This window comes from Asanoa siamensis, assembly GCF_016862555.1.
Taxonomy (GTDB): domain Bacteria; phylum Actinomycetota; class Actinomycetes; order Mycobacteriales; family Micromonosporaceae; genus Asanoa; species Asanoa siamensis.
In genome coordinates, this window is sequence record NZ_BONE01000059.1 from 16945 (window position 1) to 35283 (window position 18339).

9 protein-coding genes are annotated in these 18339 nt (G+C 69.9%); 2 read left to right on the forward strand and 7 right to left on the reverse strand.

What is annotated here, in order from left to right:
• Positions 1–89: 89 nt before the first annotated feature.
• From Asi02nite_RS29295 to Asi02nite_RS29320, 5 genes are all read right to left on the reverse strand, one after another.
• A complete protein-coding gene (locus Asi02nite_RS29295) occupies positions 90–2921 on the reverse strand; it encodes a PQQ-dependent sugar dehydrogenase (protein ID WP_239127209.1) in 2832 nt (943 codons plus the stop codon).
• Between the two features lie 11 nt (positions 2922–2932).
• A complete protein-coding gene (locus Asi02nite_RS29300) occupies positions 2933–5044 on the reverse strand; it encodes a ThuA domain-containing protein (protein WP_203717227.1) in 2112 nt (703 codons plus the stop codon).
• Positions 5045–5125: 81 nt separating this feature from the next.
• Entirely contained in the window at positions 5126–7999 is a 2874-nt protein-coding gene (locus tag Asi02nite_RS29305; protein WP_203717228.1) for a ricin-type beta-trefoil lectin domain protein, read from the reverse strand.
• A 137-nt stretch (positions 8000–8136) separates the two neighbouring features.
• Positions 8137–9288, reverse strand: a complete 1152-nt coding sequence (locus tag Asi02nite_RS29310; RefSeq protein WP_373312346.1) for a ThuA domain-containing protein — start codon at positions 9286–9288, stop codon at positions 8137–8139.
• A gap of 114 nt (positions 9289–9402) precedes the next feature.
• Positions 9403–12537, reverse strand: coding sequence for a glycosyl hydrolase family 95 catalytic domain-containing protein (locus Asi02nite_RS29320; protein WP_239127210.1), 3135 nt, complete (start codon positions 12535–12537; stop codon positions 9403–9405).
• A gap of 234 nt (positions 12538–12771) precedes the next feature.
• Here Asi02nite_RS29320 and Asi02nite_RS29325 point away from each other — a divergent pair, with 234 nt between their 5' ends.
• Entirely contained in the window at positions 12772–14088 is a 1317-nt protein-coding gene (locus tag Asi02nite_RS29325; protein WP_203717230.1) for an NAD(P)/FAD-dependent oxidoreductase, read from the forward strand.
• Positions 14089–14092: 4 nt separating this feature from the next.
• Here the strand turns inward: Asi02nite_RS29325 and Asi02nite_RS29330 are convergent, their stop codons facing one another.
• On the reverse strand, positions 14093–16153 hold the full coding sequence (locus Asi02nite_RS29330) for a propionyl-CoA synthetase (protein WP_308440187.1): 2061 nt from the start codon (positions 16151–16153) through the stop codon (positions 14093–14095).
• Here Asi02nite_RS29330 and Asi02nite_RS29335 point away from each other — a divergent pair.
• Entirely contained in the window at positions 16086–16997 is a 912-nt protein-coding gene (locus Asi02nite_RS29335) for a sulfite exporter TauE/SafE family protein (RefSeq protein ID WP_203717232.1), read from the forward strand. The genes Asi02nite_RS29330 and Asi02nite_RS29335 overlap by 68 nt on opposite strands.
• Before the next feature lie 62 nt (positions 16998–17059).
• Here the strand turns inward: Asi02nite_RS29335 and Asi02nite_RS29340 are convergent, their stop codons facing one another.
• Positions 17060–18250 (reverse strand): endonuclease/exonuclease/phosphatase family protein, encoded by a 1191-nt coding sequence (locus tag Asi02nite_RS29340; protein WP_203717233.1) that lies wholly within the window; start codon positions 18248–18250, stop codon positions 17060–17062.
• Between the last annotated feature and the right edge of the window lie 89 nt (positions 18251–18339).

Consider the following 18339-nt stretch of genomic DNA (forward strand, 5'->3'; position numbering starts at 1 on the left):
GGTCGGATGTATGGCAAGACCTTCGATCTCCACAAAGGAAGAATCGCCCCGTCACCGAGGCGATTCATCCAATCTATGCGTGAGCGACGTCAGACCAGGTCGAACTTCTCCCACGGCCCGATGGCGGCACGGTTGGCGATCAGCGAGGCCGCGCCCGCGTTCTCCGCGACCACGTACATGCCGTTGACGGTCGCCCGCAGGCTCTCACTGCCGTCGGAGTTGCGGACCAGCGTGAACGTCTCCCACGACCCGGCCGTGGCCCGGTTCGCGACGAGCGCGCCCGCGCCGGCGTTCTCCGCGCAGACGAACATGTTGTTGGCCCGCGACCGCAGCGCCACGTTGCCACCGCCCAGGTCGACCACGTCGAACCGCTCGGTCGCGCCCGCCGTCGCCTTGTTGGCGATCAGCGGTGTCGTGCTGTTCGCCGCGCTGACGAACTGGTTGTTGGCCAGCGCCTTCAGCGTCGACCCACCGGTCGGCGGCGTGCCGCCCGAGTTGATCGTGTACGCGTCCAGGTCGAACAGGTTGCCCGCCCCGCCCTTGAACACGAAGAACAGCTGGGTCGACCCGGACGGCACGTTCGTCAGGTTGGCCGTCACGTTGGCGTAGGTCTCCCAGCCACCGGTCGGGCCGACCGTCAGCGTGCCGTGCAGCGGGCCGGTCTGCGAGCCGCTGCGCACCTCGATCGTGCCGCCGATGGTGCCGGAGGCGACCCGCGCGGTGATGCTCGTGGCACCCGACAGGTGGTACGGCCGGAACGAGATCCAGTCGTTGTTGTCGATGTAGCCCGCCGTCGCGCCACCCTCGGCCGCCGCGTGGTTGGCGATCTGCACGCCACCGGACTGGGCCGCGAAGTGCTCGCCCTGGCGGTGCCGGGGCTGCAGGACCTTCTGGTTGGTCGTGGTCAGGCCGCCGTTGTCGGTGTACGACGCGACGAAGATGCCGAAGATGTTGGCTGCCGCGTCGTGCTCGCCGTCGGTGGGCACGGTGAGCGTCCCGGAGCAGCCGGTCTTCGAGGTGATCTGGTGCGAGTGGTTGTCGTGGCCGAGGAAGTAGGTCACCGACACCCGCGCGCAGTTGATGGTGCCGTCCTCAGGATCGGAGACGCTCACCGTGTACGGGATGGTGTCGCCGAAGTTGAACAGCGCGCCATCGGCCGGGGCGCTGAGGTTGACCGTCGGCGCCGAGTTGCCCACGGTGACGACCAGGCTCGCGGTGCCGGAGAGCCCCGTCGGGTCGGTGACCCGCAGCGTCGGCGTGAACGTGCCGTTGCTGTTGTAGGTCTTGGTCGGGTTCGCCGCCGTCGAGGTGGTGCCGTCGCCGAACGTCCAGAGGTACGACAGTGCGCCGCCCTCCGGGTCCGACGACCCCGCCGACGAGAAGGTGATCGTCAGCGGCGCCGGGCCCGACGTCCGGTTGGCCGAGGCCACCGCGACCGGGCTGCGGTTGCCGCCGCCGATGTACTCGATCCGGTACAGCGCCTGGTTGTTGGAGCCCGTGCCGTAGTCGAGCACGTAGAGGGCGCCGTCCGGCCCGAAGGCCATGTCCATGACCTGGGTGCCGTCCCACGGGAAGTCCGAGATCTCGCCGTACGTCCCGTTGCTGTTGACCGCGATGGCCTTGATCCACTGGCGGCCGTACTCGCCGGCGAAGTAGCGGCCGTCGAGCGACTGCGGGAACTTCACGGCCGAGTTCAGGGACGCGTTGTAGCGGTAGACCGGGCCGCCCATGGGCGACTCCGAGCCACCGCCGAACTCGGGCGGGGTCCCTTCGAAGCCGTACCGGATCCAGGCCGGCTTCGCGGCGGGCAGCGTCGTCAGGCCGGTGTTGCGGAACGAGTTGTTGGTCGGCCCGCCCGCGCAGTTGTATTTGGCCTGGGACGGCCCGCTCGGGAACGTGTACTCGTTGTAGGTCTCGGTCGTCGTGTTGTTGCCCGTGCAGTACGGCCAGCCGTAGAAGCCCGGACCGGTGATCCGGTTGAACTCGACCTGGCCGCCGGGGCCGCGGTTGGGGTCGGCGGCACCCGCGTCCGGGCCGTAGTCGCCGAGGTAGACGATGCCGGTCGGCTTGTCGACGCTCATCCGGAACGGGTTCCGGAAGCCCATCGCGTAGATCTCCGGACGGGTGTTGGCCGTGCCCGGCGCGAACATGTTGCCGGCCGGGATCGTGTAGCCGCCCGCCGCCGTCGGCTTGATCCGCAGCACCTTGCCGCGCAGGTCGTTGGTGTTGGCCGACGAGCGCTGCGCGTCGAACTGCGGGTTGCGGTTGGTCCGTTCGTCGATCGGGGTGTACGCGCTGCTCTCGAACGGGTTCGTGTCGTCGCCGGTGGTCAGGTAGAGGTTGCCGGCCGCGTCGAAGTCGATGTCGCCACCGACGTGGCAGCACTGCCCGCGGTCGTTGGCGACGGTCAGCGTGACGACCTGGCTGCCCATGTTGAGCGTGTTGTCGGCGTTGAGGGTGAACCGCGACAGGTTGAGCTGGCCCTTCCACGCGTTGAAGTCGGCCGCGGTGCCGGTCGTCGGCGCGTCACCGCCCGGTGTCGACAGCGGCGGCGAGTAGTAGATCCAGACGTGCCGGTTGGTGGCGAAGTTCGGGTCGACGGCGACGCCCTGCAGGCCCTCCTCGTCGTGGGTGTAGACGGGGATGGTGCCGGCCACCTTGGTGTTGCCGGCGGGGTCGGTGACGCGGACCGTGCCGTTGCGGGCGGTGTGGATGACCGTGCGGTCGGGCAGCACGGCCAGCGACATGGCCTCGCCGATCTCGGCCGAGCCGACGGCGAGCTGCACGGCCTGGTAGTCGGCCGGCGGGATGGGAGCCGCGGCGGCGGGTGCCGCGGCCGTGGTCACCGCCAGCGTGGAACTGGCGGCGCCGAGCAGGCCGACGGCGAGCAGCCGCGACCAGCGCCGGGGGTTGGGGCGCATGGGCGTTCCTTTCATGATCCGTAGACCTCGAGCTCCCACAGGGAGTAGCCGTACTGGGTGAGGGCCCGCTGGGTGCCGTTGACGCGGACGTAGCGGGCGGTGGGCGGGGTGGCGAGGGTGACGTCGTCGACGGCGCCGTCACCGGTCGTGGTGGCGTAGGCGGTGGTCCAGGTCGAGCCGTTGGTCGAGGTCTGGATCTGGTACGCCCGCGCGAAGGCGGCTTCCCACTGGAGCCGGACGCGGTTGACGGTCCGCGCCGAGCCGAGGTCGACCGTGATCGACTGCGGGTCGCTGTAGGCGGAGCCCCAGCGGGTGCCCGTGTTGCCGTCGACCGCGTTCGCGCCGGCGTGGGCCGATCCGGGCTCCACACTGGACACGCTCACCGGCTGGCTCCGGGAGAGAAGGGAAGGCCCGCCGCCCGGCGTGCCGTACACGTTGAAGTCCCACAGCGAGTAGCCCCACTGGGTGCCGCGCTGCGTCCCGTTCATCCGCACGTAGCGCCCGGTGCCGGAGAGCGTGAGGTCGTCGACCCCGCCGTCGCCGGTCGTGGTCGAGTAGACCGTCGTCCAGGTCGAGTTGTTCGGCGACGTCTGGATCTGGTACGCCCGGCCGTACGCGGTCTCCCAGTTGAGCCGCACGCGGGAGAGGTTGTAGGACTGCCCGAGGTCCACCGTGATCGACTGCGGGTCGGTGTAGAGGCTCCCCCACCGGGTGGCCGGGTTGCCGTCGGTGGCGTGAGCGGCGAGGTTCCCGCCCTCCACGCTGGACACGGCTACCGGCCTGCCCTGCGCGATGTCGGTGGCCGGCGGGTTGCCGCCGCCCGCCTTGATCCGGATGTTCCGATAGTTGATGTCGAGCCCGGCGCCGTCGTTCTGCACGCCGATGTAGCCGTTGGCGATGGCCCGCGGCGACTGGTAGTCGTTTATCTTGACACCGTTGAGCCAGATCTCCACCCGCTGCCCGTGCACGCCGATCTCGTAGGTGTTCCACGACCCCGGCGGGTTCAGCGCCGCGTCCCGCAGCGCGTAGTTCGGCCCCTGGAAGCTGTAGACGCTGCCGGTGGTCCGGGTCGGGTCGGCGTCGGTGGCGTCGACCTGGATCTCGTGACCCTGGTTGACCGGGTTCCACGGGTCGCCCGCCGGGTCCGGGAACCCGATGAACACACCGCCGTTGTCGTCGCCCGGCATCATCCAGTCGACCTTCAGCGAGTAGTCGCTGAACGTCCGCACCGGATACCAGAGCAGGCCCATCCCGCCGACCGAGCTGAGCGTGCCGTTGGCCAGGCTGAAGCTGCCGGCGCCGATCTGCCGCCAGTTGTTCAGGCTGGCCTGCGTGCCGTCGAACAGCGCCGTGTAGCCGGTCTCCGGGCGGCAGTCGGCCGGCCGGTTGTTGGCCGCGATCTGGATGCCGCCGAGCAGCATCCGGGTGAAGTTGGCGTCGGCGTAGGCCTCTTCGACGTGCCCGAGACCCGTGTACCAGGACCGTCCACTACCGACGTTCTTGCACCAGGTGATCGGGTGGTCACCACCCATCGAGCCACCGGAGTACGAGGACTCGTCGAGGCTGGCCAGCACCTTGGCGGTCGACCGGGGGTTGGTGCGGTAGTTGTACCACTCGTCGAGCCGGGACCAGGTCGCCGGCAGGTGCGCCGTCGAGGCGTTGCCCCGGTCCTCGACCCGGATCGTCGCGGTCTGGTTGGCCGGGTGCGACTGGAACCAGGCGCCGACGAGGTCGCCGTAGAACGCCCAGTCGTACTCGGTGTCGGCCGCGGCGTGCACGCCGACGAACCCACCGCCACCGGTGATGTAGCTCTGGAACGCCGTCTGCTGGGTCGCGTTCAGCACGTCGCCGGTGGTGGAGAGGAAGACCACCGCCTGGTACTGCGCGAGGTTCGCGGTGGTGAACTGGTTGGCGTCCTCGGTCGCGGTGACCGTGAAGCCGTTCTGCGACCCTAGTTGCTGGATGGCCGCGATGCCGTTGGGGATCGAGGAGTGCCGGAAACCGGCCGTCTTGGAGAACACCAGAACCCGGGTGAGCGGGCCGGCCGAGGCCGGTGCCACCACCGATAGCAGGCTCGCCACGAGGGCGACCACCACGGCGGCGGCGAAGGCGCGGATGCGCATGCTGTTGGCTCCTAAAGGCGTTGAGGGCGTGGGGCCCGGCCGTCGGCGCGACCGGACCCCACGCGGCTGGGTGCTCCGGCCTTACGGCAGCGTCCAGTTCTGGGCGCCGGTGCCGTTGCAGTCGTAGATCTGCAGCTGGGTTCCGTTGGTGGTGTTCGAGCCGGGGATGTCGAGGCACTTGTTGGACTGCGGGTTGCGCAGGCCGCCGTTGGCGGCGGTCACCCACTGCTGGGCGCCCGTCCCGTTGCACGTATAGAGGTGGATCTTCGTGCCGTTGGTCAGGCCGCTGGACTGGACGTCCATGCACTTGCCGAGTGAGCGGATCGTGCCGTCGGTGCCCACTGTCCAGGTCTGGTTCGTCGCGCCGTTGCAGTCCCAGATCTGGATCTTCGTGCCGTCGGCGGTGGCGCCGCCGTTGACGTCGGCGCACTTCCCGAGCGCCCGGATGGCACCCGTGCGCGGCCCGCCGCCACCGACCGGCGTCGAGACACCGGCGCCGAGGAACGTGTAGCTGTCGAGGTCGAGGAACGCACCGCTGCCGCCCGTGAACACGATGTAGAGGTCGTGCGTGTTGTCGTCGGGCTTGGTCACCGGCACGGTGATGTCGCGGTAGGTGTCCCACGAACCGGTGCCGGGCACCGCGACCCGCGCGACCTCCGGCCCCGTGGTCGAGTCGTAGCGGAACGAGACCGTGCCGCCCGCGCCGCCCGAGGAGACCCGGGCCCGGACCTGGGTGATCCCCTTGAGGCTGACGGCGTGGTGCCGCACGTACTCGCCGTTCTGGATGTCACCGAGCCGCTTGCCACCCTCGGCCCCGGAGGCGTTGATGACCTGCGGGCCGTTGAGCGTCGTGTAGTGCTCGGCCTGCCATTGCTTGGGCCAGAGGGTGATCTCCTTCTCGCCGGTCAGCGGCACCGTCCCGGTCGCGCCCCGGTCGGTGTAGCTGGACCGCAGCACGAAGAACAGCGTCGAGTCGGGGCCGGCGTGCACCGGGCCGGTGTTGACGGTGAACCCGCAGCCGGTGCCCTGACCCTCCTCGTGCGCGTGCTCCTGGTGGCCGAGCGCGGCCCGGATCACCACGTTGCCGCAGGCGATCGTGCCGTCCTGCGGGTCGGTCGCCGTGGCGGTGGTGGTGACGTTCTCGTCCCACGAGATCATGCCGCCGGCCGGCACGCCGTTCAGCGTGACCGTGGGGCGGTTGTTGCCGACGACGATCGGCAGCAGCGTGGTGCCGCTGCGGCCGGTGCCGTCGTTGACCGTCAGCCGCGCCCGCTTGTCGCCGACCGTGGTGTAGGTGTAGGTCGGGTTGGCCGCGGTCGAGTCGACCGTGCCGTTGTTGTCGAAGTCCCACTGGTAGGTCAGCGGGTTGCCGTCGGGGTCGGTGCTGCCCGCGCTGGAGAAGGTGACCTGCAGCGGGGCGAGGCCGTTGTCCCGGTTGGCCGACGCGACGGCGACCGGTGCCCGCCCGCCGGCGACGTAGTTGATCTTGTAGAGGCCGGCCGCCACGTCACCGGAGAAGTAGCCGTTGCCGTACTCGAGCAGGTAGAGCGACCCGTCCGGGCCGAACTCCATGTCGATCGGGTGCACGAGTTGCATGCCGGCCAGCACCGGCTCGATCACCGTCGGGTTGCCGGTGACGGGGTTGCCGTTGTCGAACTGGACCTCCTTGATCCAGTTGCGGCAGTACTCGGAGATCAGCCACTTGTTGTCGTAGTACTGCGGCCATTTCACGTCCGAGACGAGGTTCGGGTCGTAGTGGTAGACCTCGGTGTGGTTCGGCGAGCCGCAGCCGCCCGGGTTGTCCAGGGCCGGCCACTCGCGGCTGCCGCCGTGCTGCTCCCAGACCAGCGCCGGCTTCGTCGGCGGGAGTTGCTGCAGGCCGGTGTTGCGCGGCGAGTTGTTGACCGGGCCGGTCGAGCCGCCGCACGGGAACCAGCCGCGCGGCGCGTTGGCGGCGAAGTCCCAGTCGTTGTAGGCGACGTTCGGCCCACCGCAGTACGGCCAGCCGTAGTTGCCGGGCGCGGTGGCGCGGTTGAACTCGTCGTAGGCCGCCGGGCCGCGGTTGGCGACCGTCGCACCGGCGTCGGGCCCGACCTCGCCCCAGTAGAGGGTGTTGTTGGCCTTCTTGTCGACCCAGATCCGGTACGGGTTCCGCGTGCCCATGATGTAGATCTCGGGGCGTGTCCCGGCCGTGCCCTGCGCGAACAGGTTGCCGCTCGGGATCGTGTAGGTGCCGTTCGCCTGCGGCTTGATCCGGTTGATCTTGCCACGCAGGTCGTTGGTGTTGCCGCTCGTCCGCTGGGCGTCGTACTGCGCGTCGCGGTTCGTGCGCTCGTCGATCGGCGCCATGCCGGCCGAGTCGCCGCCGGAGTTGGTGTTGTCGCCGACCGCGAAGTAGAGGTTGCCGGCGGTGTCCCAGGTCATCGAGCCTGCGCTGTGGCAGCAGAGCCGCCGCTCCGTGGGCCACTCGATGATCATGTCCTCGGACGCCGGGTCGATGGCATTCGTGCCCGCGTTGAAGGTGAACCGGGAGATCCGGTTGACCAGTGTGGACTGGGCCGGCGAGTAGAAGAGGTAGAGCCAGCGGTTCGTGGCGAAGCCGGGATCGAGCGTGATGCCGATCAGGCCGTCCTCGAACCGGGCGTCCAGCGCCAGCGTGAGCGCGACCGTCGTCGTCCGGGTGGTGGGGTTGTAGAGGCGGACCTGGCCGCCGCCGGACGACGTGCCGCGGTTGATGTAGAAGACCTTCTGGTCGGGCGCCACCGCGAGCTCGATGGGCTCGCCCATCGAGGTGCCGCCGTCGAGCTTGACCTTCTCGAACAGGTTGGTCGCGGGCGGCGCGGCGGCTGCGGGCGTCTGGGTGACGGTCAGCGCCGCCAGGCTGGCGGCCATGAGCATGGCGGCGAAGAGCGCGCCCAGGAGGCGCGGTCTGCGGCGCAGGGACGTACGTCGCATGTGGATGCTCCCGTGGTGGGTAGGGGTTGCGGAGCATGGGCGAGACCGTTGCCCGCACGGCCGACGCGGCCGTGCGGGACGACGGACGATTGGAACGGTCCGTTGTTATACGGAAACCGTTAACAACGGACCGTTCCTTAGCTCAGGGCGAACTTCTCCCAGGGGCCGATGGCGGTGCGGTTGGCGATCAGGGCCGCGGCGCCGGCGTTCTCGGCCACCACGTAGCGGCCGTTCGCCTGTGCGCGGAAGCTGACCGTGCCGTCGGAGTTGTTGACGCGCGCAAAGGTCTCCCAGCCGCCCACGGCCGCCCGGTTGGCGATCAGCGGGTTGGCGCCCGCGTTCTCCGCGCAGACGTACATGCCGTTGGCCTTCGAGCGGAGTGCGACGTTGCCCCCGCCGAGGTCGATGACGTCGAAGCGCTGCGCGGTGGTGGACGCCGCGGTCGCGTTCGCGATCAGGTTGCCGGAGCCGGCGGTGACGAACCGGTTGTTGGCCAGCGCGCGCACCGCCGTGCCGGTCACCGGTGGCGTCGTGCCCGGCGTGCAGGTGGCCGTCACCGCGCCGCCCGCCCACTGGATGCCGCCGAGCAGCATCCGGGTGAAGTTCGACTCGGTGTACGAGGCCTCGGTGTGCCCGAGTCCGGTGTAGAACGACCGGCCGCCGCCGTAGTTCTGGCACCAGGTGATCGGGTGGTCACCCATCGAGCCACCGCTGTAGGTGGCCTCGTCGAGCCGCACGAGCACGCGTACGTTCGGCCGGGGGTTGGTCCGGTAGTTGTACCACTCGTCCGAGCGGGTCCAGTTGGCCGGCAGGTGCGCCGACGCCGGGTTGGTGGTGTCCTCGACGCGCAGCGTCGCCTGCTGGATCGCCGGGTGCGACTGGAAGTAGGCGCCCACGAGGCCGCCGTACCAGGCCCAGTCGTACTCGGTGTCCGCGGCCGCGTGCACGCCGACGTAGCCCTTGCCGCTGGCGATGTAGGACTGGAACGCGGTCTGCTGCGTCGCGTTCAGCACGTCGCCGGTCGTCGAGAGGAAGACCACGACCTGGTACTGCGCCAGGTTCGCGGTCGTGAACTGGTTGGCGTCCTCGGTCGCCGTGACCGTGAAGCCGTTCTGCGACCCGAGTTGCTGGATGGCCGCGATGCCGTTGGGGATCGACGAGTGCCGGAAACCGGCCGTCTTCGAGAACACCAGGACCCTGGTCACTGGCGCCGCCGATGCCGGTGCCGCGTACAGCGCGGCCACCAGCACCACGGCGAGCCCGACCAGGGCTGCCGCCAAACGTCTCAACACTGCGCTCCTCCGATGGGGGTTGGATCGGAGCCGGGCCGCCGACGCTCGGCATGGGACGGGGGTGGTGCGGGGCCAGGGTGTGCCACTCCCCTGGCCCCCGTTGCGGTGGGTTCAGCCCGCGACGAGCGTGAACTTCTCCCACGGTCCGATGGCGTCGCGGTTGGCGATGAGGTTGCCCGCACCGCCGTTCTCCGCGACGACGTACTTGTTGTTGACGGTGGCTCGCAGGCTGATCGTGCCGTCCGAGTTGTTGACCCGGGCGAACGTCTCCCAGGCTCCGGCGCTCGCGCGGTTGGCGACCAGCGCCTGCGCGCCGGCGCCCTCCGCGCAGACGAACTGGTTGTTGGCCCGCGATCGCAGCGCCACGTTGCCGCCGCCGAGGTCGACCACGTCGAACCGTTGCGTCCCGCCGATCGTCGTGCCGTTGGCGATCAGCGGTGTGGTGGCGGACGCGGCCGTCACGTACAGGTTGTTGGCCCCGGCCCGCAGCGCGGTGCCGCCCGTGCCCGGATTGCCGCCGCCGGTGAGGATCCGCAGCGCGTCGATCATGCCGACCGAGGTCGTCTTGTTGACGATGCGGATCGTGTGCTGGCCGTTGGTCAACCCCGTCCGGCTCCAGACCACCTGTTGCGCCTGGCGCGCGCCGCTGACGTTGAGGTTGACGTTGGCCTGGAACGCGCCGTCGAGGTAGACGTCGACGTTGCCCATGTCGCTGAACCGCTCGGAGAGATATTCCACGCCCGTGCCGGTGAACGTGTAGGACGCCTCCGCGTTGACGGTGGTGCTGTGGTGGGTGTCGTCGTTGTAGTCGCCGTAGCCGCGGGCCGTGGTCAGGTGCCAGTTCGGGCCGTAGGTCAGGTCGGTGTTGTTGACCAGCCCGCCCTGACCGGCCGGGCCGAGGCCGAACGTGGAGGCGGTGCCGGAGAGCGACTTGACGCCCTGGTTGGCCGTGCCGGTCAGGGTGGTCGCGGAGTAGGAGGTCAGCGGCTTGGCCACCCGCTCCACCACGTAGCTGGTGTTCGCCGCCGTCGCCCAGGTCACCTCGGCCGCCGAGACCGTGGTGAGGATGGCGTTGTCGCTGGTGCGGCGCACCCGGATCTGCTGGGTGCCCCACGGGTTGACGACCCGGGCCTGCTTGCCGTGCAGGCTGCGGACGCCTACATATTTGGTCTCCTGGGCCTCGCGCTCCGCGCTGACCAGGAAGCCGTCCTTGGCCAGCAACGTGAACTTGCCGACGAAGCCGGAGTCCGACGGGATCGCGGGGAACACCCGGATCTTGTCGTTGTACGACTGCATCAGGGACTCGTTCATCGCCGCGAGGTGGATGCCGATGTACTCGTACACCCCGTTGGTGTTGTTGGTCATGCCGTTGGGGTAGTTCTGGTACTTCTGCAGCATCGTCTTCATGCCGGCCTGTGCCTGCGGGCCGAGCCCGAGCCGGGCCGCGTGCACGTGGTCGTTGGCCCAGACGTTGCCGTAGGGGTGCGGCCGCACGTTCCACGTGGTGATGCTGGTCTGGTGGTCAGGGAAGCCGATGCCGCTCTGGTCGTAGGGCCAGACGAGCTCCAGCGCGACGTTCTCGCCGTTGCGGGTCGGTGACGTCGGTGGGTCGTGCGGCAGGTAGGCGCCGTTGGAGATCTGGTAGGGAGCCAGGTTGTTCAGCACGTCCTGCCAGCCGGCCCGCAGTCCACTGTCGAGCCCGAGCTGCGTCGACACCTGGATCGTCAACGGGTAGAGCAACCGGATCGCGGCCAGGTCGGTGAGCGCGTTCTTCACGTCCCAGTAGGTCTCGTGCGCGTTGGAGCTCGCCATGTAGTACTGCGCCCCGTTGCGGGACAGCCGGTTCTGGTAGAACCGCGCCGCGTCCCGCATGAACGGGTAGGCGACGTCCCGCAGGTAGGCCGCGTCGTTCGTGTACCGGTAGTAGAGGTACATGTTGTAGGCGGCCTCGGTGCCCGTCGAGTAGGTGTCGTTGACGAAGTCGCTGTTGATGGTGCCGCGGGCGTTGCCGTCCCAGCCCATCGTCTCGGGCACCCAGAGCGAGTCGGTGCCGTACCGCGTCTGCGTGTAGCTCTTCATCGCGGCGTAGTTGCGGGAGTAGAGGTTGTTGAACGTCCGCATCAGCTCCGTATGGTTCGAGCTGTAGAACGAGTTGTAGACGTCGCGTTGGTTCCAGTACCAGTAGCCGTTGGACCACTTGGAGTTGTCCTGGGTGGCCCGGAAGTTGCCGTTGATGAAGTGCAACGGGTAGTTGCCGTAGCCGCCGGCCGCGATCATGTAGGTGAACAGGTAGTAGGCGTTCTCCAGGTAGTCGTTGTCGGCGCTGCCGCCGTACTGCACGAACGACTTGGCCCAGAACGCGTGCCACCAGTTCTTGTAGGCGTTCAGCGTGCTGGTGTAGCCGGCCGCCTTGACCGCCGCGAGTTGGTTGCGGGCCTGCTGCACCGAGTTCTGCCCGGGCGAGTTGACCCGACTGGCAGCGGTGAACCAGATCGTGTAGCTCGAGGTCGGCGTGATGTTCAGCCGCACCCGGGTGCCGTTGACGGTCTGCGCCGTGTAGCTCGCGCCCTCGACGGTCGCGGCGAACGTGTAGCCGAAGTTGTTGGGGTCGGCCTGGCCGCGGGACAGGCCCACGCCGGTCGAGTCGGCGAACGTGCTCACCGTGCGCCAGGTCGTCAGGTTCGGCACGTCGGCGATGTTCTGGACGGTGTTCATGTCCCAGAGCGACAGGTCGAGCCCGATGCTGGACACGCCCGGCCGGGAGTCCTCGACGTGGATGCCCATCACCTCGGAGTTGGGCGCGCCGAAGACGGTCACCGTGCGGTTGCTGTCGTACTTGGTGGTCAGCGTGCCGTCGTAGAGCGACAGCCGCTGCTGGAACGTGCTGTAGCCGGTGTCCATCTGCGGCGACGTGGAGAGGTTCAGGTTGCCGGCCGCGTAGGTCGACTGCTGCGCCAGGTCCACACCGGACACCTGGGCGGTCAGCCCGTTCTGGTTCCACACCATCGCGCCCGTGCGGCCGTTGCCGACGGTCAGCCCGTGCAGCGGGTTGGTGTTGGGGCGGTTGTAGACGACGTCGTGCTTCGACAGGTAGTTGGCGTAGTCGACGTTGAGCGCGCCGGTGCCCGCGTTGTAGGCGGCATCGGTGGGTGCCGCACCGGCCGGGTTCGACGCGACGGCGACGAGGCCGCCCGTCGCTAGGAGGACGAGCACGCTGGCCCGCACAATCGGCGAACGCACCTTCATCCGACACGATCCCTTCTAGATCGTTTCGTCCGGTGCCCATCCGCCGAAATGGGCATCGACCTTCATCTGTGACGTGTAGTCAACATTGGATGTCTCGCGCCGTCAATCCCCGAACTTCGATGCCTGGCCCCCAGGTTCTTCCCTAGCAGGTCGGAAGACATCGGAGGTATGGTCGCGCCGACGATTTGGGCACATAGCGTGCCGGACACCCCAGATCGCACTAACGTGAGAGGCATGGCTCGTCCCAGGGTGGTCATCGTCGGCGGCGGCTTCGCCGGTTTCCATGCCGCGCACAAACTGACCCGGCTCGCCCGCGGGCGGGCGGACATCACGCTGATCAACCCGACGGACTATCTCCTCTACGTCCCGCTGCTGCCCGAGGTGGCGGTCGGGGTGCTGGAGCCGCCGCAGATCGCGGTCTCGCTCACCTCGTCACTGCCCCGCGTGCGGCTGGTGCTCGGGGAGGCACACTCCCTCGACCTCGAGCAGAACCGGGTCCACTTCAAGAACCCCGAGGGTCGCGACGGGCACGTCCCGTACGACCGCCTGGTCATCGCCCTGGGCAGCGTCAACAAGCTCCTGCCGATCCCCGGGGTCGCCGACCACGCGCACGGCTTCCGCGGCATCCCGGAGGCACTGTTCCTGCACGACCACATGGTCCGCCAGATCGAGTTGGCGTTGACCGAGCCCGATCCGGGCGAGTGCGCGGCCCGGTGCACCTTCGTCGTCGTGGGCGCCGGCTACACCGGCACCGAGGTCGCGGCGCACGGCGTGCAGTTCACCGACATGGTGGCCAAGCAGAAGAAGGCGCCGATCAAGCCCAAGTGGGTGCTGCTCGACCTGGCCAAGCGGGTGCTGCCGGAGCTCGACGAGCGGATGTCCAAGGACGCCGACCGGGTGCTGCGCGAGCGCGGCGTCGAGGTGCTGATGGGCACCTCGGTGGAGGAGGCCATGTACGACGGCGTCCGGCTGACCGACGGCCGCTACATCCCGACCCGCACGCTCGTCTGGTGCGTCGGCGTCCGCCCCGACCCGGTCGTCGAGGACCTGGGCCTGCCCACGAACCACGGCCGCATAGTGGTCGACGAATACCTGAACGTGCCGGGCCATCCCCGGGTCTACGCGATCGGGGACGCGGCGGCGGTGCCCGACCCGGAGAACCCGGGGCGGGCCACCCCGATGACCGCCCAGCACGCGGTGCGGCACGGCAAGCAGGTCGCGAAGAACATCGCCGCCGAATATGGCACGGGCAGGCGCAAGCCCTACCGGCACCGCGACCTGGGCTTCGTGGTCGACCTCGGCGGGCTGGACGCGACCGCCAACCCGCTCGGCGTCCATCTCTCGGGCCTGCCGGGCATGGCCGCGACCCGCGGCTATCACCTGCTCTCGCTGCCCCGCAACCGGATCCGGGTGGTCGGCGACTGGCTCCTGCACGCGTTCCTGCCGCGGCACGCGGTGCAGCTCGGCCTGATCCGCGCGCCCGAGGTGCCGCTCGACAACGCGGCCCCGGAGCTGCCGGTGCGCCGGCCGGTGCCGAGCCGGTCCCAGTAGCGTCTCACGGCGCCAGCAGCGGGCGCAGGGCGTCCAGCACGGTCGGGTCCTCGATCGTCGACGGGACGGGCTCGTCGGTGTTGCCCGCGGCGAGCCCGCGCATCGTCTTGCGGAGGATCTTGCCCGAGCGGGTCTTCGGCAGCGCGGTCACGACGTCCACGCGGCGCAGCGCGGCGATCCCGCCGATCCGCTCGCGGACCAGCGCCTTCAGCTCGGCCTCGAGGTCGCCGGGCTCGGCGCCGGCCTTGAGCACGACCAGCGCCCGCGGCACCTGGCCCTTGAGGTCGTCGGCGACGCCGATCACGGCGCACTCGGCGACCGCCGGGTGGGCGGCCAGGACCTGCTCGATCGCGCCCGTGGAGAGGCGGTGGCCGGCCACGTTGATCACGTCGTCGGTGCGGCCCATGACGAACAGGTAGCCGTCCTCGTCGAGGTAGCCACCGTCGCCGGTCAGGTAGTGCCCGGGATGGGCGCTCAGGTAGGACGCCACGTAGCGCTCGTCGTCCTGCCAGAGCGTGGGCAGCGTGCCCGGCGGCAGGGGCAGCCTGATCACGATCTGCCCCTCGCGGGCCGGCTCGCCGTCGTCGTCGACGACGCGGACGTCGTAGCCGGGCATCGGCACGGTCGCGGAGCCCGGCCGCGGCGGGTGCGGCTCGAGGCCCATCGGGTTGGCCGCCACGGGCCAGCCCGTCTCTGTCTGCCACCAGTGGTCGACGACCGGGATGCCCAGCCGGTCGCCGGCCCAGGCGTACGTCTCCGGGTCGAGCCGCTCGCCGGCCAGGAACAGGTAGCGCAGCTTCCGCAGGTCGTACCGGTCGAGGTGGGCGCCGGTCGGGTCGTCGCGGCGGATCGCCCGGAACGCGGTCGGCGCCGTGAACATGGTCTTGACCTCGTGCTCCGCCGCCACGCGCCAGAACGCACCGGCGTCGGGGGTGCCGACCGGCTTGCCCTCGTAGAGCACCGAGGTGCAGCCGGTGAGCAGCGGCCCGTACACGATGTAGGAATGCCCGACGACCCATCCGATGTCTGAGGCGGTCCACATCGTCTCGCCCGGATGCGTGTCGTAGACGTGCCGCATGCTCCACCGCAGCGCGACCGCGTGGCCGCCGTTGTCGCGCACCACGCCCTTGGGCCGGGCCGTCGTGCCCGAGGTGTAGAGGATGTAGAGCGGGTCGGTCGCCGCCACCGGCACGCACGCGACGGGCTCCGCCTCGCCGAGCGCCGCGTCCCAGTCGACGTCGCGGCCGGCCCGCGGGGTGGCCGGCGCCTGCGGGCGCTGCAGCACCACCACGCTGCGGGGTCGGTGCTCGGCCTGGGCCAGCGCCTCGTCGACGATCGGCAGGTACTCCACGATCCGCTTGACCTCGATGCCGCAGGACGCGGTGACCAGCACGGTCGGCCGGGCGTGGTCGATCCGGGCGGCGAGCTCGCGCGGCGCGAAGCCCCCGAACACCACCGAGTGCACGGCGCCGAGCCGGGCGCAGGCCAGCATCGCCACGACCGCCTCCGGCACCATCGGCATGTAGATCACCACGCGGTCGCCGCGGCCGACGCCGAGATGCCGGAGCACGCCGGCGAAGCGCGCGGTGCGGTCCAGCAGCTCGCGGTAGGTCAGGGTGCGCCGGCTGTCGGTGACCGGGCTGTCGTACTCGATCGCGGCCTGCTCGCCCCGCCCGTCCCGGACGTGCCGGTCGAGCGCGTTGAAGCAGGTGTTCAGCTCGCCGTCCGGGAACCACCGGTAGAACGGCGCCGCGCTGTCGTCGAGCACGGTGCGGGGCGGGCGGTGCCACTCGATCTCGCGGGCGGCGGCGCCCCAGAAGGCGGCCGGGTCGGTCAGGCTCGTCCGGTACGCGTCGGCATAGGCACCCATCCGCCCATCATCGGCCCTTCGCGGCGTTTCGGCGCGCTCGTGGTTCCTGGGTTTTGAGACAGTACTTGCTCCTTCACCGACCGGATACATATTCTCTACCGACAAACTAGGGAAAGGCGGTGGCACGGTGCGCAAGCTGGTTCTCCTGGCACTCGTCGGGCTCGGCGCCCAGCTCGTCGACGGCAGCCTGGGCATGGCCTACGGCGTCACGTCGACGACGCTCCTGCTCGCGATCGGCACCAACCCGGCCGCCGCGTCGGCCACGGTCCACCTGGCCGAGATCGGCACCACCCTGGTCTCCGGCGCCTCCCACTGGCGCTTCGGCAACGTCGACTGGAAGGTCGTCGCCAAGATCGGCATCCCGGGCGCGATCGGCGCCTTCGCCGGCGCGACGTTCCTGTCGAACCTGTCCACCGAGACGGCCGCGCCGCTGATGTCGATCATCCTGCTGGCGCTCGGTCTCTACATCCTGACCCGGTTCACCGTCTCCGGCCTGCCCAAGGGCAACCTCGGCAAGCCGCTGCGCAAGCGGTTCCTCACCCCGCTCGGCCTGGTCGCCGGCTTCGTCGACTCCACCGGTGGCGGCGGCTGGGGCCCCGTGGGCACCCCGGCGATCCTCGCCAGCGGGCGGCTGGAGCCGCGCAAGACGATCGGCTCGATCGACACGAGCGAGTTCCTGGTCGCGATCGCGGCCAGCATCGGCTTCATCGTCGGCATCGGCTCCGAGCAGATCAACTTCGGCTGGGTCCTCGCGCTGCTGGCCGGTGGCGTGATCGCCGCGCCGATCGCCGCCTGGCTGGTCCGGCACATCCCGCCGCGGGTGCTCGGCTCCGCCGTCGGCGGCGTCATCATCCTGACGAACAGCCGGACGCTGCTGCGCAGCGACTGGATCGACGCCTCGGACGGCGTGCGCTACACGGTGTACGCGGTGATCTACGCGGCCTGGGCCGCGGCGGTGGCCTATTCGGTGCGGGCGCACCTGGCCGCCAACCGCGCGGCCGCCGCGGAAGCCCCCGCCCCGCAGGCGGCCCGCGTCTAAGGCGAAGGAACGGTCCGTTATTAACGCTGCTGAGCGGCGATGTTAATAACGGACCGTTCCTTTCACAGGTCGAGGTCGACCCAGACGGCGCCATGGTCGGAGGCGCCGTGCCGGCCCGCGGTGATCTCGTCGTAGACGGTCCACAGCTTCGGCGGCTTGATGTTGCTCGGCGTGCCCCACAGCCCCTTGCGGAAGACGCCGCCGTCGACCACCCGCTCGGCCAGTTCCGGCGAGAGCAGGATGTAGTCGAGGCGGTTCTTCAGCGAGCACGACTGGAAGCTGCCGGGGCGCTCGTGGTCGACGTCCTTGTCACCGAAGAGCTGCGAGAACCTCTCGTGCCCGTACGCGTCGACCAGCGGCGAGCCCGGCCCGATCAGCGCCTCCAGGGTCGGGTGCCGGTCGCCGACGGGCCCCTTGTTGAGGTCGCCGAGCACCGCGACGAAGTCGGCGCCCTCGGCCCGCAGCCCGTCGTAGATCGCGCGGACCTCCTCGGCCTGCCGGGTGCGCAGCGGGTCCGGGTCGCCGCTGCTGAACGACTGGCTCTTGAGGTGGTTGAGCAGCAGGAACAGGTCCTGCCCGCCCGGCATCCGGAGCTGGTAGACCGGGCAGTCCCGGCTGAACAGCCGCTTGCCCTTGCGCTTGGGGTCGGGCACGTCGACGTTGCTGCGCACCCAGCGCACCGTGACCCGGTCGGTGCAGAACAGCCCGACGTCGATGCCGCGCGGGTCGTTGCCGTCGACCAGCATGCAGTGCGCGAACCGGTTGTCGAGCAGCTCCTCGTTGAACCGGGCGAGCGCGGGCCGGTTCTCGGCCTCGACGACGCAGAGCATGTCGGGGGCCAGGTCCTGGATCACCTTGGCGGTCATCCGGGTCGAGGTCTCGTCGACGGGCTCGACGGTCAGCTCGACCCAGCCGAGCCAGTCACCGCGCCCCTTCGCGACGATCCGCGGCGGTGCGTTGCCCGGCGCCGCGAGGAAGTCGCCGCGGTTCTCCCGCAGCAGCGCCCAGGCGTTGTCGAACTGGGCGGGGTTGAGGCGCAGGCCCTGCTCCGTCTCGACGAGCACGCGCAGGGTCGTCAGCGCCGTGAGCATCTCGGCCTTGTCCGGGTCGGAGTAGACCGGCTTGCTCGCGATGCGGTTGAAGGTCTCGAACGCGGAGAGGGCCGGCTGGCCCTCGTCACGGTCCTCGGTGTCGAGCGCCTTGGCGCGCGCGAACAGGTTCTCGACGTTGAACGTCGCCAGCCGGAGGGTCACGCCCGCACCGTACGACCGGGTTCGCCGCCGAAGTGTCGGCCGCCCGACGCGACCCTCGAAAGTGGCCTGTCAGCTCGCGGACGATGGCC

What these genes read in the sequence shown, in the direction of transcription:
- Asi02nite_RS29295 (WP_239127209.1), bottom strand. Translation starts at nt 2,921, where the DNA reads ATGCGCCCCAACCCCCGGCGCTGGTCGCGGCTGCTCGCCGTCGGCCTG.
- Asi02nite_RS29300 (WP_203717227.1), bottom strand. Translation starts at nt 5,044, where the DNA reads ATGCGCATCCGCGCCTTCGCCGCCGCCGTGGTGGTCGCCCTCGTGGCG.
- Asi02nite_RS29305 (WP_203717228.1), bottom strand. Translation starts at nt 7,999, where the DNA reads ATGCGACGTACGTCCCTGCGCCGCAGACCGCGCCTCCTGGGCGCGCTC.
- Asi02nite_RS29320 (WP_239127210.1), bottom strand. Translation starts at nt 12,537, where the DNA reads ATGAAGGTGCGTTCGCCGATTGTGCGGGCCAGCGTGCTCGTCCTCCTA.
- Asi02nite_RS29325 (WP_203717230.1), top strand. Translation starts at nt 12,772, where the DNA reads ATGGCTCGTCCCAGGGTGGTCATCGTCGGCGGCGGCTTCGCCGGTTTC.
- Asi02nite_RS29330 (WP_308440187.1), bottom strand. Translation starts at nt 16,153, where the DNA reads ATGCCCAGGCTGCCGTCGACGAGCTGGGCGCCGAGCCCGACGAGTGCC.